Origin of the sequence: Rhodococcus globerulus (genome assembly GCF_019334125.1) — a bacterium.
Lineage (GTDB): Bacteria > Actinomycetota > Actinomycetes > Mycobacteriales > Mycobacteriaceae > Rhodococcus_F > Rhodococcus_F globerula.
Map to the genome: position 1 here is coordinate 2,119,537 of NZ_CP079698.1, position 15,169 is coordinate 2,134,705.

Annotated in this window: 16 protein-coding genes; 4 read left to right on the forward strand and 12 right to left on the reverse strand. The window is 61.7% G+C overall.

Translation table 11 applies throughout. From position 1 onward, the window contains the following. Window positions 1–28: 28 nt before the first annotated feature. Window positions 29–721, reverse strand: coding sequence for a mycofactocin biosynthesis peptidyl-dipeptidase MftE (mftE, locus tag KYT97_RS09530; protein ID WP_095887929.1), 693 nt, complete (start codon window positions 719–721; stop codon window positions 29–31). Between the two features lie 165 nt (window positions 722–886). Here mftE and KYT97_RS09535 point away from each other — a divergent pair, with 165 nt between their 5' ends. Beyond that, window positions 887–2,125, forward strand: coding sequence for an HNH endonuclease signature motif containing protein (locus KYT97_RS09535; protein WP_219112151.1), 1,239 nt, complete (start codon window positions 887–889; stop codon window positions 2,123–2,125). Between the two features lie 57 nt (window positions 2,126–2,182). Here the strand turns inward: KYT97_RS09535 and KYT97_RS09540 are convergent, their stop codons facing one another. The 7 genes from KYT97_RS09540 to mftA form a co-directional block, all read right to left on the reverse strand. After that, the gene (locus KYT97_RS09540; protein WP_219112152.1) at window positions 2,183–4,132 is read right to left on the reverse strand and encodes a mycofactocin system FadH/OYE family oxidoreductase 2; all 1,950 of its coding nucleotides are present in this window, start codon (window positions 4,130–4,132) and stop codon (window positions 2,183–2,185) included. After that, on the reverse strand, window positions 4,132–4,953 hold the full coding sequence (locus KYT97_RS09545) for a mycofactocin-coupled SDR family oxidoreductase (RefSeq protein ID WP_033236396.1): 822 nt from the start codon (window positions 4,951–4,953) through the stop codon (window positions 4,132–4,134). The genes KYT97_RS09540 and KYT97_RS09545 overlap by 1 nt, the downstream gene beginning before the upstream one ends. After that, entirely contained in the window at window positions 4,950–6,878 is a 1,929-nt protein-coding gene (locus tag KYT97_RS09550; protein ID WP_219112153.1) for a mycofactocin system FadH/OYE family oxidoreductase 1, read from the reverse strand. Before KYT97_RS09550 ends, KYT97_RS09545 begins: the two co-directional genes overlap by 4 nt. A gap of 26 nt (window positions 6,879–6,904) precedes the next feature. Next, complete coding sequence (mftD, locus tag KYT97_RS09555) at window positions 6,905–8,083, reverse strand: pre-mycofactocin synthase MftD (RefSeq protein ID WP_045070891.1); 1,179 nt, start codon at window positions 8,081–8,083, stop codon at window positions 6,905–6,907. A 40-nt stretch (window positions 8,084–8,123) separates the two neighbouring features. Continuing rightward, window positions 8,124–9,338 (reverse strand): mycofactocin radical SAM maturase, encoded by a 1,215-nt coding sequence (mftC, locus tag KYT97_RS09560; RefSeq protein WP_033236399.1) that lies wholly within the window; start codon window positions 9,336–9,338, stop codon window positions 8,124–8,126. Between the two features lie 75 nt (window positions 9,339–9,413). Beyond that, window positions 9,414–9,701, reverse strand: coding sequence for a mycofactocin biosynthesis chaperone MftB (gene mftB, locus KYT97_RS09565; protein WP_033236400.1), 288 nt, complete (start codon window positions 9,699–9,701; stop codon window positions 9,414–9,416). Next, window positions 9,686–9,781, reverse strand: a complete 96-nt coding sequence (gene mftA / locus KYT97_RS09570; protein ID WP_072782308.1) for a mycofactocin precursor MftA — start codon at window positions 9,779–9,781, stop codon at window positions 9,686–9,688. The genes mftB and mftA overlap by 16 nt, the downstream gene beginning before the upstream one ends. Before the next feature lie 103 nt (window positions 9,782–9,884). On the opposite strand from mftA, the gene mftR reads away from it, so the two are divergent. Beyond that, the gene (mftR, locus tag KYT97_RS09575; protein WP_033236401.1) at window positions 9,885–10,484 is read left to right on the forward strand and encodes a mycofactocin system transcriptional regulator; all 600 of its coding nucleotides are present in this window, start codon (window positions 9,885–9,887) and stop codon (window positions 10,482–10,484) included. Window positions 10,485–10,495: 11 nt separating this feature from the next. After that, a complete protein-coding gene (gene mftM / locus KYT97_RS09580; RefSeq protein ID WP_045070894.1) occupies window positions 10,496–11,320 on the forward strand; it encodes a mycofactocin oligosaccharide methyltransferase MftM in 825 nt (274 codons plus the stop codon). Window positions 11,321–11,323: 3 nt separating this feature from the next. Here the strand turns inward: mftM and KYT97_RS09585 are convergent, their stop codons facing one another. Continuing rightward, the gene (locus KYT97_RS09585; RefSeq protein ID WP_033236403.1) at window positions 11,324–11,533 is read right to left on the reverse strand and encodes a DUF4287 domain-containing protein; all 210 of its coding nucleotides are present in this window, start codon (window positions 11,531–11,533) and stop codon (window positions 11,324–11,326) included. A gap of 41 nt (window positions 11,534–11,574) precedes the next feature. Next, the gene (locus tag KYT97_RS09590; RefSeq protein WP_045070896.1) at window positions 11,575–12,018 is read right to left on the reverse strand and encodes a DUF6314 family protein; all 444 of its coding nucleotides are present in this window, start codon (window positions 12,016–12,018) and stop codon (window positions 11,575–11,577) included. 73 nt (window positions 12,019–12,091) lie between these two features. On the opposite strand from KYT97_RS09590, the gene KYT97_RS09595 reads away from it, so the two are divergent. Continuing rightward, window positions 12,092–12,562, forward strand: a complete 471-nt coding sequence (locus tag KYT97_RS09595) for a MaoC/PaaZ C-terminal domain-containing protein (protein ID WP_045071242.1) — start codon at window positions 12,092–12,094, stop codon at window positions 12,560–12,562. Between the two features lie 8 nt (window positions 12,563–12,570). On the opposite strand, the gene KYT97_RS09600 is transcribed toward KYT97_RS09595, so the two are convergent. Then, complete coding sequence (locus tag KYT97_RS09600; protein WP_219112154.1) at window positions 12,571–14,235, reverse strand: ABC transporter permease; 1,665 nt, start codon at window positions 14,233–14,235, stop codon at window positions 12,571–12,573. Beyond that, a complete protein-coding gene (locus tag KYT97_RS09605; protein ID WP_033236405.1) occupies window positions 14,232–15,167 on the reverse strand; it encodes an ABC transporter ATP-binding protein in 936 nt (311 codons plus the stop codon). Before KYT97_RS09605 ends, KYT97_RS09600 begins: the two co-directional genes overlap by 4 nt. Window positions 15,168–15,169: the final 2 nt, after the last annotated feature.

Consider the following 15,169-nt stretch of genomic DNA (forward strand, 5'->3'; position numbering starts at 1 on the left):
ATCGCCCGCCCCCCATCGGTAACAACCATCACCGAAGCCTCCCATCCGGGCCCGGACTCCACCGGGCCAGTCCATCCGTCACACGTTGCACCAACTCGTCGAAAATGTGCGCGCCGTCCACGGCACTTGCCTGAACTGGATCACCCAGAACACCGTTATCCGACACAGCGACCATACCGCCCGAACGCAATCCTGGCATCAGGTCTGAGATAGGAGAAATATTTCCTACCTCCGCCAGGTTCATATCCACACATTCCGGCGAAAGGTGCAGTAAGAGGCTGGTTTCTGTCTTGCCCGCATGGGCGTCCGCCCCCGGAACCGCGCAAGGCACCCAGGCTGCGTCCCGGCCTTCGTATCGCAACAGCGCCACAGCCTTTGCCAACGCCGGACCGTTTCCACCATGACCGTTGACGAACAGCACCCTCTTCGCCCACCGGAATGCCGACCGTCCGTACTCGACAACCACCATTTCCATGACCTCGGCGCCGATGGAAATCGTCCCGGCAAAACCCTCATGCTCCCCGCTCGCCCCGTACTCGAGGGCCGGGGCAACCACGGCGCCGGGAAGCTCGTTCGACACCGCTCTCGCAATTCGGGTATCGGTGTCCAGCGGCAAGTGCGGGCCATGCTGCTCGAAAGAACCGACCGGAACCACGACGGTGTGCGCAGACCCCTCGAGCCCTGGGCTCGGGATAGCGGACAGTTCACGGGTTTCGGTCATGATGAGATCATATTCGTCGGCCGTTCGAGCGTGGGCAGCGCACATGGCCGATTTGTATCAATGTATCGAATATTATTGCAAGTCAACATGTCTCGAGAGAATATTGACGGGAATCTGTCCGATATGTCCCTAGGAATCGAAATCCTGTTCGATTAGAATTGGCCCATGGACAGTCGGGAAGCGTGGCAATACGACGGCGAGGGCCTCAAGACCGAGGTACTCGACCTCGCTCGCGCCCGACACGAGATGCAGTCCCGCATGGTTGTGATGATCACGGAAATGTTCACCCGCGACACCCTCGGCGGCAAAGGATTCCGCGCTATCGCACAGTGGCTGCACCTGTCCACCAACCTCGAGATCGGCGAATGCAGCCAACTTGTCGGCCTGGCGCGGTTATTCATGCTCGAACCTGTTGTCGGACAATCCTTTCACGACGGCGACATCGACGCGTTGAAAGCGCGTCAGGTCGCCCACTTCTGTCAGCACCCACCCAAGAACATGAGCCTCGCCGACGTCGAGAAAGCCCGCGACATCCTCCTGACCCTCGCCTCGAAGAAGGTCACCGACTGCGATTCCGTCCGCGCGGCCATTAGACGGATCCAGAAGCAGTACGGCAAACGCGCCGACGGAGTGCCGGCCGGTGAAGACTCCGAGCTCAACGAGTTCTACGCCTCCCGCGGACTGTACGGGCGAGTCAGCGCGAAAGGTGACCTCGACGCCGTCAACGGTGCCCGTCTCATCGCACTACTGTCCGCCCTCTCGGCGCCCACGCCGGAGAAGGACGGTGTGAAAGACGAACGCACCCCGGCACTTCGACGCGCCGACGGGTTCTGCGAAATGCTGCGCCGCTACGAAGCCGCGGGTCTCGGTCCCGTCGAAGGCGGCGTGAAACCGCACCTGACGATCACCGCCACCGCAAAAGACATGACCGATCTTCAAGCGCTGAAGGATATGTTGCCCTCCACTGAAGAACTCGGGTACGCGATCACCAACTGGGCCGGCCCCATCAGCCTCGACACCGCCCGCATGCTGGCCTGCGACTGCGAGGTCACCCGAATCCTTCTCGACAGCAACGGTGTTCCGCTCAATCACGGCATGAAAGCGCGCCTTGCCAGCGTTCCGCAGCGGCGGGCCCTGACGGTTCGGGACGGCGGATGTGCCTTCCCCGGTTGCGGCACCCCACCAGGCTGGTGCGACGCCCACCATCTGATCCACTGGCTCGATGACGGCCCAACGGACCTCGACAACCTGATCTTGTTGTGCGGTCACCACCATCGGATGATGCATCACACCGAGTGGCGAGTCGACATCGGAGACGACCGAAAAACCCGGTTCTATCCACCGATGTCCGTGGATCCGTATCAAGTTCCCGTTCCCGGGAACACACCGCCGACAGCGGCCTGAAAAACCAACGTGTGCACCGGGGATCAAACACGCCCCGGTGCACACGCCTGCGTGCGATTAGAGGCTCACTGCAACCCTGTGACCTTCAATGACGGCACTGTGCGAACGCCTCGGCGACAGAGCATCACCAATTCGGTAGACCTCGAAGGAACTGCCACGCAGCCCATTCCACAGTTCATCCACCGGTTCCTGCTGCGTCGCAAACACCACCCAGTCCGCAGCAATAGACTCGGACACTCCCGTCGGATGGTGCACCAGTTCGACAGTCACTGGACCTTCGCCGTGCACCGCGGTCACCATCAGATCCGTACGCTGAACTATCGACTTCTCATGCGCCCGACGGTTCCAGCCTTCGAAATCCAAAGTGATACTCAAATCTTGGGCCACAACCATCCCGTTGGTGGCGATCGTGACGGCGCAACCGCGATCTGCGAGGAACTCCGCCACCGACGCGCCCTGGTGGAATCCCAGTTCGTCAAACACCAATACGGAACCGCTCGGCAGCACCTTCCCGTCGAGCACGTCGCGAACACCCACAACTCTGCGCAGGTCGCCCGCCCACACCGGGCGCACTGGCTTTGCTCCCGTCGCCACCACCACCACATCGGGGGCCAACTCGATCAGCCTCTCCGCTGTCACTTCAGTATCGAGTTCGATGGCGACTCCGTCTCTGCGGCATTCGGATTCGAGGTTTCGGATCAGATCACCCAGTTCCCGGCGAGCAGGCATCACGCAGGCAGTACGGATCTGCCCACCAAGAACGGCGTCGCGCTCGAACAGCGTCACCCGATGCCCACGCTGCGCGGCGGTAGCCGCTGCCTGCAGACCAGCCGGCCCGCCGCCGACAACAACTACGCTGCGGCCCTGCAACCGCGGCCGGGGTAAAGCAACGGACTCTCGTCCGGCCCGCGGGTTCTCCGTGCAACCCAACCAACGGTTGAGCCCCATCCGTCCGACGCATTCCTGGTTGCAGGACAGGCAGGTTCGCACCTGCGAGGGCTTGCCCGCGCGTGCCTTATTCACAAAATCCGGGTCTGCGATCTGACCACGCACTACCCCCACTAGATCGCACAGACCTTCGTCCAACGCCTGCTCAGCCTGTTCCGGTGACTTGAATCGGCCGACACCGATGACAGGTAGTGAGACCACTTCCTTGATCGCCGATGGAATGAAGTTCGCGTAACCTTTCGGCACCGCCATCGATGCCTCGATCAAATGCAAAGTCTCTGTGGCCATGCCGATAGCGGTGTTGATGTAGTCGACCTGACCGTCGGCTTCCACCAGCTGCGCAGTCAGGACCGCGTCAGGCAACTCGATACCGCCCCGGGTTCCTTCGTAACCGCTCAGCCGAACTCCGAGAATGCGATCAGGGCCGATGGCGCGGCGAAGAATTCGCAATACTTCCAGGAGGAACTGGGCACGGTTCTCAGTAGCACCGCCGTACCGATCCGTTCGCTGGTTTGTCGACCGCGCCAGAAATGCTCGGACAATCGACGACTGCGACGCCTGCAATTCCACGCCGTCGAACCCGCCGGAGATACAGTTGCGCGCGACCAGCGAAAAACCGTCGAGGATCTCCGCGATATCGCCGTCGTCAACAGCTTTGGGGACTTCCCGGAACAGTGGATCGGCTATAGCACTGGGCGCCCAGAGCGGGAGCCTCGAATACGTTCCGGCGCCCTGTCCTCCATTGTGATTGATCTGAGCGAGGATCACCGACCCGTGCGCGTGCACGGCATCGGTGATCCGGCGATAGCCCTCGACCACCTCGGGCCTGTATCCGGCGATCATCTTCTCGTACGGTCGATCCGACGGATGAGTCGAATGTTCCTCACTGATGATCAACCCGGCGCCACCTCGCGCCCTCGCCTCGTAATACGCGGCATGCTGCGCCGTCGGCAACCCGTTCTCTGCATAGTTGGTCAGGTGCGCAGAGAACACCACCCGATTACGCAGGGTGAAATCGCGCAGGCGCAGCGGCTCGAAGAGACGAGGATATGACGTCATCAGACCTTGGAGTTACCTTGATCAAGAGCGATGTGGCTTGCCGTCACGGTGCGTGAACCGTCACCGGCCAACCACACGACGGTATCGGAGATCTCGTCGGGCTCGGCAAAAGCCGTCTCCGTGAGAATGGGAGTGAAGTTCGGGAGGTATTGCGGGTAGTTCTGGAACACGGCGAGAGCGCCCTGATCAACACCCATCGGGGTATTGACCCCGTACGGATGGATGGAGTTGACGCGGATCCTGTACTCCCCCAGTTCCTTTGCCGCCGCCTGAGTGAGACCGACCAAACCGAACTTTGCGCTTCCGTAGTGCGCCTGACCGGGCATCGCCTTGAGTCCGGCGACCGAACTGATCACGACGATCGAACCACCGCGGCCACCCTCGATGATGGACGGCACCGCCGCTTTGAGCGTTTTCCACACACCGGTGAGGTTGATGTCGATGAGGGTTTCCCACTGCTCGTCCGACATCTCCCAGAATCGATTCCAGTTGCAGACGCCCGCATTGGCCACCACGATGTCCAGTCGACCGAACTGCTCGACACCGTCCTTCACCACAGCGGCGAGCGCGGCACTGTCTCGAACGTCAGCCTCACGCGCGAGGATCTTGCCGCCCTCGGCTTCGACCAGGCGGACGGTCTCAGTGAAATCTTCCGAGGTTGCCGCGTCGTAGGTGTTGTGCTCGGCAACAGCACTGCAGACGTCGATCGCAATGATCGACGCACCCTCCCTGGCCAAGCGAATTGCGTGTGAGCGGCCCTGACCACGCGCCGCGCCCGTAATGAATGCAACACGGCCTTCGAGTGAACGTACCTGGGTCATGAATCGATCCTCTCCACGGAATTGAAACCTGTTCCAGTAGTAAACCCTGCGCGGCGCCCTTCGTGGATGGATTCGAGAACAGTTCTCGGAGCAATCGTGTCGCCGACACCGGTACCTGCCAAATAGCGCAGGGAGTTGTCAGGCAATCGAGGCGAGCAGTCGATCACGGTCGCGCACCGGATTTCTGCAGCGACATCCGTGTAGACGTTCTCGACGTGCACACAGCCGTCGACAACCGCACGTACCCGCGAGGAACACACTCGGTTCACCCCAGCCTGCTGAAGTCTGGTGTTCGCTCCGACAAGGTCGCCACTCATACCCAACCGCGAACCGACGATTGTGTCAGGTGTGACGATCGAGACGTCGAGTCCGCACTCTGCCAACTCCTCCGCAAGCGCAACGGCTACCGGCCCACCCAACGGATCCACAAGAACAACAGGGCCTTTGATCGAATCGCCGCCAAGCCTCTGCGCCTGCGCCGCGTCCATCCAGAGAACGGATGTGTCGACGGAGTACGTCGGCGGCCTGGGAATACTGCCCGACGCGATCACCACGCCTCCACGGCCTCGTGCGTCGTCGATCTCCGGTGGGCTGACTGTGTGCTCGGTCAGCATGGTGACGCCGCTGCGACGGCATTCGTCTTCGAGCCACTGTGCAAGCAAGGAAAATCGACTGCGCTCCTTCCCCTGCGCAAAGGTTCGGATCATCCCGCCGAACCGTGACGATTGTTCTGCAACGGTGACGGCAGCGCCGCGCCCGGCCAGGATTCGTGCAGCTTCCAATCCCGCAGGTCCGCCCCCGACCACAAGCACCGGGCCGGTAATCGAATCCTGCTCGCGCTCATCAGGATCGATCGTCTCGAATCCGGCAGTCGGATTTCCGACGCACGTCACCACCGGATTACGCGGATCGCGCACGAGGCACGTTTGATTGCACAGAACGCACGGACGCGGCTGATCTCCGCGGGCTGACTTCACCACCAGGTCCGGGTCGGCGATCTGCGCTCGGGTCATTTCCACAAAATCCACATGCTCGAGCGCGTCATGGGCGTCCGCGATGTCGACGACGCTCCCCTGCAACACAACCGGAATCGAAACTGCGGCCTTGACGGATCGGCACAGTTCACGATTGAAGTTCGGTTCTGCGTGAAAGTCCGGGCGATACCCCGCGGTCGAGTAGAGACCGCCGCGCACCACAACCAGCAGATCGAGATACCGTTCCAGTTCACTGGCATACCCGACCGCGAGCTCCGGCGTGACGCCCGCCCACGGCGCCTGCTCGTCGCACGACATCCGGAGGGAAACCACACGGTTCGCACCGACAGAGCCGCGAACTGCGTGCAGGACTTCCCGCAGCAGCGTCAGCCGATCACGTCCGTACCTGTCCCCGCGCGTATTGGTCAACCCCGAAAGGAACTGCCGCAGAATGCTTCGCGGGCCGGCATCTATCTCGATGCCGTCCATCCCGGAGTTCACCGCAAGCGCTGCCGATGTACGGAAACCCTCGACCACAGCGTCGATGTCGTTCTGTTCCATCATCATCGGCAGCTCGCGTGTCACCGGATCAGCGACCCTCGACGGCCCCCACAGAACCGACTGCGAGTAGGCGCTCGATCCCTGCATCCCGGTGTGCCCCAGGCTCGCGAGGACCAGGGAGCCGTGCGCCGCGCATGCCGATGAGATCGCTCGCCAACCCGGCCCACACCGAGATGCCAGCGGCGCACGCTCGTATGGCCAGTCGTTCTCCAGAACCGACGCCGTTTCGGTGACTACGATCCCGGCTCCGCCCTCGGCGCGGCGCTGGTAGTACGCGCGGTGCCGATCCGAGAAAACTCTTCCCACAGCAAGATTGGTCTCGTGCGGACCGAAAACAACCCTGGACCGGACATGGTGTCCGGCCAGGGTTGTGTGTTCGTGAAGGCTCAACTCACAGCTCGATCAGAGCCAGAGGTTCAGCTCGCGCCCAGCGTGCGGGTGAAGCCTTCCGGAATGACCAGGTCATCCTTGCTGAGCTCGGTGATGGACGAATGGCCGAGACCCATGAGGCCCGAGTCGATGCCCATACGCATGAGGTCGAGTACGTTCTCGACACCGGCCTGGCCGTTTGCCGAGAGGCCCCACAGGTACGCGCGGCCGAGCATGACTGCCTTGGCGCCGAGCGCAAGAGCCTTGACGACATCGCCGCCGCGTCGGATGCCGCCGTCGAGAACAACTTCCACCTGATCGCCAACAGCTTCGGCGATACCCGGGAGCACACGGATCGGCGCCGGGGTGCCGTCGAGGTTGTTGCCACCGTGGTTGGAGACGGAGATCGCGGAGACACCGGCGTCGACTGCACGCTTGGCGTCGTCGATACGCATGATGCCCTTGAGCATGAACGGGCCACCCCACTGCTCACGCAGCCAGGCGATGTCTTCCCACGTCGGAAGCGGAGTCTGCATCCACTCGCCGTACGCGCCGAAGAACGTCGGTGCCGGCTGGCCGGGAGCCGCGAGATTGGGTGTTGTCAGATCCGGGATCTTGCCGGTCTTGGCGAACTCCAACAACCACTTCGGGCGCATGATGCCTTCGGGCGCGAACTGGAACATGGCTTTGAGGTCCATCTTTTCGGGGATGGACGGGCTGCCCCAGTCGCGGCCGTACGAGAAGGACCAGTCGGTGGTGATGATCAGGCCCTTGGCGCCGGCAGCGCGAGCGCGCTCCATACGCTGTAGGAGCACGTCGCGGCTACCGACCCAGTACATCTGGAAGAACACCTGCGGGTTGGCCGCAGCGACCTCTTCGATGGACTTGCTGGCAAAAGAACTCAGGCCGATGGCCGTTCCCCGCGCCGCAGCGGCCCGTGCAACCGCCACCTCACCGTCGGGGTGCACTGCCTGCACACCGGTCGGCGAGATCATCACCGGAAGCGAAATGTCCTGCCCCATAATGGTGGTGGCCATGTTCCGCTCGTTCGGCAATCCGGCCGCATGCGGAGCGAAACCCAGTTCGCTGTATGCCGCGACATTGTCGTCGACGGTCAGACCCTTTTCGGATCCGGCCACCAGCGCCGCATACACGGACTTGGGCAGCCTCTTCTGCGCACGTCGCTGTGCTTCAGCGACGGTCTCGAAGAATGCGTTCTTTGCCATCAATCAAACCTCTCGTATCGCAAGTAGCCCGGAAAGCTACTTACATTCCCGCTAGCGGGTTTTCGTCACAAATCTTGGCGGGGGGACGCATCATCAGTGTCAAGGGCACCGATGCGCGCGGGGTCTTACGTTGACCGGATCGTGAGTGGTCGACGCTGGACTTGGGGATCTCTCCCGCGCCGGCCAACGCCATTTCACCGTTTCCGATGACGCATTCGGGATCGGGTCCGTCCATCGGCAGGCCGGTGAAGAACTTGGCTGCCATGCAGCCGCCGCGGCAGGAGTCGTAGTGGTTGCACTTGCTGCACGCGCCACCGGTCTGCGGCGAACGCAGTTCCTGGAACAGGTCCGAGTGCTGCCAGACATGCTGGAAGCCACCGTCTTTCACGATGTTGCCGGCGAGGAACTGATCGTGAATCGCGAACGGGCATGCGTAGACGTCGCCGACCGGGTCGATCAGGCACACAACTCGGCCCGCGCCGCACAGGTTCAAACCGGGCAGTGCATCGCCGAACGCAGAGAGATGGAAGAAGGAGTCGCCCGTCAGGACGCCCTCACCGTTGGCGACCAGCCAGTTGTAGAGCTCACGCTGCTGTTCGGGACGCGGATGCAGATCATCCCACACGTCGGCGCCGCGGCCCGAAGGACGCAGGCGAGTGATGCGCAGGGTCGCGTCGTACTTGTCCGCGAGAGCCTTGAACTCGTCGAGCTGGCTGACGTTGTGCCGCGTGACGACTACGGAGATCTTGGCGTCCTTGAAGCCGGCTTCCTTCAGGTTGGCAAGCGCACGCTCGGCCATCGCGAACGAACCAGGCCCGCGCACAGCATCATTGACCTCAGCAGTGGCGCCGTCGATGGAAATCTGCACGTCGACGTAGTCACTGGCCGCAAGGCGCGCAGCAACCTTCTTGTCGATCTTCACGCCGTTGGTGGAGAACTTCACGCCGACCTGGTGGTCCGTCGCGTAGTCGACGAGCTCCCAGAAATCGGAACGCACGGTCGGCTCACCGCCACCGATGTTGACGTAGAAAACCTGCATACGCTGCAGCTCGTCGATGATGGCCTTGCACTGCTCGGTGCTCAGCTCGTTGGGGTCGCGGCGACCCGACGACGACAGGCAGTGCACGCAGGACAGGTTGCAGGCGTAGGTAAGTTCCCACGTCAGGCAGATGGGGGCGTCGAGTCCGAGTTCGAACTGATCGACGAGGCGACCCACCGGTGCCGGTGTGGAGGGATGTTCAAGAACTGAGGTCATGGCTGTGTCCTCGCAAAGAAATGAAGCGGGCGAACGTGCAGAGGGCTGTTCCGCACGTGGGAGCGAGCGAGCGACTCAGACAGGCACAATCATGTGCGAGTCGGCGAGAGTGCTCAGCGCGCGGGCATATTGGGGAGCCGCGTCATCTTCGATGCCTTGCGCACGTAGTGCGGACCGGACATCAGGATGGTCTGGCAACGCCTTGACCACCGCAACGATGGTCGTGTTCTTCAGGAACGAGAGCTTGCGCGTTCCGAAGTGGTAGAGCAACGCCCCGAAAGGTTCGGGGCGAAGCGCTACCTGCGGGTGGAGTTTCCACCCCGCATCGAGATTCAAAGCAGGCACGGTCAGTACACGCCGCACATGCCGTCGATCGAAACCTCTTCGACCAGCGATTCTTCGATGAGGTCGTTGTCGAGTGCCTTATTGTCACGATCGGACATGGATTCCTCCTGAATCTGTGGTCACGAGTGGGACTTCACTGTGACTCGGTTCACCACTGTAATGGCATCGAGTGCAGAATGACAGACTGGGAGCAGAAAAAGTATGCGAAGCCGCAAAAACCCGTCCGCTCGGATAGGTCGTCGCCCCTCCACTACCAGGGAGGGAATCAGCACGGTCGGCATCGAACTCTTTTCCACGCTCGGCTTCAACGAGGTCAGTGTCGATCAGATCGCCGACGCCGCCGGAATCGCTCGCCGGACGTTCTTCCGCTACTTTCCGTCCAAGAACGCTGTGCCATGGGGCGACTTCGACGGTCATCTGGCTCAGATGCGTGAACACTTCAATTCGCTGCCCGAGGACATGCCGCTTGTCGACGCCCTCGAATCCGCACTACTGACGTTCAACACGTTTCCCCCGGAAGAGACTGCTGTGCACCGTAACCGGATGGAACTCATCCTCACCGTGCCCACGCTTCAGGCATACTCGGTGGTGATGTACGAAGGCTGGCGCCAGGTTGTCGCCGAGTACGCTGCCAAGCGAATGAACCTCGAACCGACCGATCACGGTCCGCGGACTGTGGGCTACCTTCTGCTCGGTGTCGCGATGGCCGCCTACGAACAGTGGCTCACCGACGACGCACTTGAACTACCCGAACTTCTGCGAACCGGAACACAGTCCTTGCGCACCGGTATCAGCATCTAGGAAGGCCCACCATGTCAGCACCCGCCGCACCGGTCATGGATTCACTTGCGCCCTCGACACCCGGGCGATGGTCGTTCGGCCACGTCACGGTCGAGCGGGTGGCGTCAGGTCCCCTCACTCTCGATCGCAGTGACGGCACGCTGCTGGTGCGGCATTCCCTGACTGCGGACGACCTCAGCGAACGGCTCGTCGCTGGCGTGACCGCCTCGATCCAGGACGCCGACTTCGGGCAGGACGAATTCGAACTCACGATGGTGGGACTGGTTCGCTCCACCGTCGACGGAGCCCTCGAATCATGGACCACCTACTACCGGAACTCACTGCGCGAACTCCTGGACGGCAGCGCCGATTTTGCGCCCATCCACGAGAAAGCACACGAACTCGTGCGCGGCTCCGTCCTCGACCTCGGGTCGTGTTTCGGATTCCTGCCGTTGCGCCTCGCCGGCGCCGGAATGGACGTCACTGCGACGGATATCCTGCCCGGAACCATGATCCTGCTCGACGCGGTTGCCCCAGAACTGGGTATCACGATCAACACACTGATCTGCGACGCCGGTGAGGTACCAACACCCGACAAGAGTGCGGATACCGTCACGGCAATTCATCTGCTCGAACATGTCGACAATGCCGTGGGAGAGAAGGTGATCGCGCAGGCCCTGCGGATCGCCCGAGAGCGTGTTGTCATCGCCGTCCCGTTCGAGGACGAGGCAACTGCATGCCACGGGCACATCCGGACCTTCGACCTCGAATCACTGCGCGCCGTTGGCGAGAAGACCGGCGCGGCGTTCGAGGTGTTCGAACATCACGGTGGATGGCTGATACTCGATGCGCGGTAAGTGCTAGCCGGCATCTTCCTTCAGGGTATGCGCCACTAGAGCATTGGCATGTCCGTGCCCCAGCCCGTGCTCGGACTTCAGCCAGGTGACCAGTTCCATGTGCTTTGTCAGGTCGGAACTGCGAATCAGCTCCTGCCACTCGCTGATCGGCCGTCCGTATTTCTTCTCGATCGACGGAAAATACGACGCTGGGCCTTTCACCGGTTCAGTCATGACCCGGAATCTACAGCCGCCATGCGTGCGTCGCGCGTCATTTACGACGATCTCGCGAGGTGCGTCGTCATCGTGTAGTCCTTGCTCGGCCCGGTCACCGTCCACTCGACGGACCACGCAGCCTGCGCGTCTGTTGTGGCTTCCTCGACATCGATGTCGATGCGGCCCCGGTATGTATCTGCGCCGCACAGATGCTCGACGTCGTCTCCCGGCGCCCAGTCGTGAAACTCTCGACCGTCCTCGAAGGTGACTGCCCACTCGCCGTCATGCTGCTCGATGAACAGAGTGCGGAAAACCGGCAACTCCAGGTCGCCGTCGAACAATGTCCCGCTTTCGAACCAGCGCAGTCGGCCGTCACCGGCATCTTCGATGGTGGTTGTTCCCGTGACGCGTTTTGTAACTTCTGCACGGCGGTCGACGATCCTTCGTTCGAAGTTCCACTCCCCTACCAGTGCGTTTGGATCGAGGTGCCTGTCGTTGACCATCTCCCGATTCTAGTGGCTCGGTAGGTGGCGTATGTTCCGAGTACAGGCCTACCCGCAGGAGATCCAGAAGAACATGAACGATTCTGCCGCCCTTCACCATCGCTCCGTCTACGCCGAAGATCTTCGGATCGGCCAGATCATGGAGTTGAGTTCATACACGGTCTCGGAGCAGGAAATTGTCGACTTTGCGACGCAATGGGACCCTCAGTGGTTCCACACCGACAAAGAGGCCGCCGAATCCGGCGTGTTCGGCGGCTTGATCGGCAGCGGAGTACACACTTTGGCAATTTGTCAGAGACTTGTGGTCGCAAGCATTTACGACCGATGGAACGTCATTGCCGGCAAGTCCATGCGCGACGTACAGTTCCTGCGCCCACTCCGTCCCGGCGACACCTTGAGCGGCACGCTCACCGTTGACGACGTAGTACTCGACACGCGCTCGCGTGGACTGGTGACTACAACCGCCGAATTGGTTGATGCGCAGGGTAATCGCATGTTCCAGGTTGTCACAGACGCGTATCTCCACTGTCGACCGACATCGTGATCGAGCCGCTACATCCGGATGTCTCGGCGTGCAAACGCAGCAATCGCCGACGCACCGAGAGCTAGTGCCAGAGCGGTCAACACAACCAGCGGCAAAGCCGTCACGGCTTCGGCGGGTGCGGTGGGAACGTGAGTGAACGGTGAAAGGTCCAGGACTACTTGGGGAAGCTTGAACAGCACGCCGAATTGCCCGAGAACGATGCAGGCCGCAAAAATACCCCAGGACAGCGACGACGCAATCGCCGGAAACCGTCCGAAAACCAAAGCCACGACTGCAAGAACGACTAGAACTGCCGGTAGATAGGCCAGTGCCGCGCCTGTCATCCGCACAGTGTTGCCCGCGATATCGTCGGTAACCAGACCGAACGCGAACCCGGTGAACACTCCCGAAAGAATGTGCGCGAGCACCACCCCGCCGACAACGGTGCTTACGTGCGAAAGCATCCACTTCCAGCGCGGAAGTGCCGTGGACAACAGCGGTTCCAACCTTCCCGAGGATTCTTCGCCATGCATGCGGAGAATGCTCTGAACCGCATATGCCGCAATGACTATCGACAGGAAACCCAACGCGGTCGCCAGGTAGGAATCGACCAATGCGGCTGACCCCCCACCGAGCTGCTCGAAAAGGTCAGCAGTCTGCTGCGACGAACCCACCAACTGGTCGATCTCGTTTCCGACTGCCCCGTACGAGAATCCGAGAATGACTACCGAGAATAGCCACCAGAACATCGTCACTCTCTGCATGCGCCACGCCAGACCCCACGCCGACGGTAACCAGCGCGCCGCAACCGGTGGCCCCGGCCTCGGCTGGACCAGTCCAGCTCCCTGGTCACGATGACCGATGAGCACAAAGGCAATCCCGATGTGAACTACGGCAAAACCGAAGAGCAGCAGCAGTATCCACCAGGCGTTGTCGTCGTACGGTCGTATCTGCTGCGCCCACCCGATCGGCGAGAGCCACGACATCCACCCACTGACCACGCGGGTACCGTCGTCGACAACGGTGCTGTCGACGTCGCCGATCGCCCGTAGCATGAACGCAATTCCGATGGCCGCGCCCGCGATACCGTTGGCCGTGCGAGCACCATCCGTGATTTGAGCCGCAACAGCCGCAACGCCGGCAAACGCGATACCGGTGCCGCCGATCGCCGCTCCCAGCGCCAGCGAGCCGTCCGCCGGAAGCCCGATGGCCACCAGACCGATTGCACTGGCAAGAGCCAGAACGATATTCGCACCGATCGTGACAACAAGTGCCGACGTCAGTAGCGCACGCCTACCGACAACCGCCGCACCGATCATCTCGGCGCGCCCGGTCTCCTCGTTCTGCCGAGTGTGGCGCACCACCGCCAGCGTGCTCATCAATGCCGCTGCCAACGCAAACACCAGAACGCCCTGGCTGGCAACAATCGCGCCCTCGGAGTATCCCGACACGATGCCGTTGGTGGCCAACGCCACGGGTGAGACTGCGGATCCGACTGCAACGGAACGCAATTCCTCCGGAGTGCTGTACAGTCCACCCACGCTGGCAGCGACAAATATCAGAAACACGGTCAGCGAAATCAGCCAGACCGGGAGCTGAATTCGATCGCGTCGCAAGGCAAGCCGAACCAACCGTGATGTACCGGTGAACTGGGTACCTTGGTGAACGTCGACCGGGCTGGTCGTGGCAGTCACGGCCGCGCCCCCGATTCCGCTCGCAGATGCTCCGAACTCTCCTTCGCTCGTTCGTCCCCGTAATGACGAAGGAACAGTTCTTCGAGAGTTGGCGGTGTGGACGTCAGCGCCACGATCCCGAAGCCGACAAGGTGTTCCATCAGTGCGCCGAGCCGAACACTGTCGACCTCACACTTCGCGTGATCACCATCGACGAGCACGTCGTACGTGCCCTCGAAGGCGTCGAGTCCGGCGACCGGTGTGCGCGTCGTGACCGATACCGATGTACGGGTCAGATGCCGCAGTTCCGATAGCGTTCCGGACTCCACCGTTTGCCCTTCACGAATGATGCTGACACGATCGCACAGCGCTTCCACCTCTGCCAGAATGTGACTCGACAGCAAAACCGTCTTCCCGGCATGGGCCAACTCGTGAACGCAGTCCTGGAAAACCGCCTCCATCAACGGGTCGAGACCGGACGTCGGTTCGTCGAGAACATAGAGTTCGACGTCCGAAGCGAACGCGGCAACGAGTGCCACTTTCTGCCGATTGCCTTTCGAGTATGTTCTCGCCTTCTTTCTGGGATCGAGTTCGAAACGATCGAGTAACTCTGCGCGCGTAGACACATCGATTCCGCCTCGCAGGCCGGCGAGTAGGTCGATGGCCTCACCTCCGGTCAAATTCGGCCACAGATTCACCTCGCCCGGCACGTATGCCAGACGCCGATGCAGGGCGACGGAATCACGCCACGGATCGCCGCCGAGGACCGTTGCTTCGCCGGAATCCGAACGCAGCAGGCCGAGCAGTACCCGAATGGTGGTCGACTTGCCTGAACCGTTCGGCCCGAGAAATCCGTGAATCTCGCCTTCGGAAACCTCGAGATCCAAGCCGTCCAACGCTCGGGTTGGTCCGAACGTCTTGACCAGGTCTTTCACCGAAACTGCGGCACCCATGA

What these genes read in the sequence shown, in the direction of transcription:
- mftE (WP_095887929.1), bottom strand. Translation starts at nt 721, where the DNA reads ATGACCGAAACCCGTGAACTGTCCGCTATCCCGAGCCCAGGGCTCGAG.
- KYT97_RS09535 (WP_219112151.1), top strand. Translation starts at nt 887, where the DNA reads ATGGACAGTCGGGAAGCGTGGCAATACGACGGCGAGGGCCTCAAGACC.
- KYT97_RS09540 (WP_219112152.1), bottom strand. Translation starts at nt 4,132, where the DNA reads ATGACGTCATATCCTCGTCTCTTCGAGCCGCTGCGCCTGCGCGATTTC.
- KYT97_RS09545 (WP_033236396.1), bottom strand. Translation starts at nt 4,953, where the DNA reads ATGACCCAGGTACGTTCACTCGAAGGCCGTGTTGCATTCATTACGGGC.
- mftD (WP_045070891.1), bottom strand. Translation starts at nt 8,083, where the DNA reads ATGGCAAAGAACGCATTCTTCGAGACCGTCGCTGAAGCACAGCGACGT.
- mftC (WP_033236399.1), bottom strand. Translation starts at nt 9,338, where the DNA reads ATGACCTCAGTTCTTGAACATCCCTCCACACCGGCACCGGTGGGTCGC.
- mftA (WP_072782308.1), bottom strand. Translation starts at nt 9,781, where the DNA reads ATGTCCGATCGTGACAATAAGGCACTCGACAACGACCTCATCGAAGAA.
- mftR (WP_033236401.1), top strand. Translation starts at nt 9,885, where the DNA reads ATGCGAAGCCGCAAAAACCCGTCCGCTCGGATAGGTCGTCGCCCCTCC.
- mftM (WP_045070894.1), top strand. Translation starts at nt 10,496, where the DNA reads ATGTCAGCACCCGCCGCACCGGTCATGGATTCACTTGCGCCCTCGACA.
- KYT97_RS09585 (WP_033236403.1), bottom strand. Translation starts at nt 11,533, where the DNA reads ATGACTGAACCGGTGAAAGGCCCAGCGTCGTATTTTCCGTCGATCGAG.
- KYT97_RS09590 (WP_045070896.1), bottom strand. Translation starts at nt 12,018, where the DNA reads ATGGTCAACGACAGGCACCTCGATCCAAACGCACTGGTAGGGGAGTGG.
- KYT97_RS09595 (WP_045071242.1), top strand. Translation starts at nt 12,092, where the DNA reads ATGAACGATTCTGCCGCCCTTCACCATCGCTCCGTCTACGCCGAAGAT.
- KYT97_RS09605 (WP_033236405.1), bottom strand. Translation starts at nt 15,167, where the DNA reads ATGGGTGCCGCAGTTTCGGTGAAAGACCTGGTCAAGACGTTCGGACCA.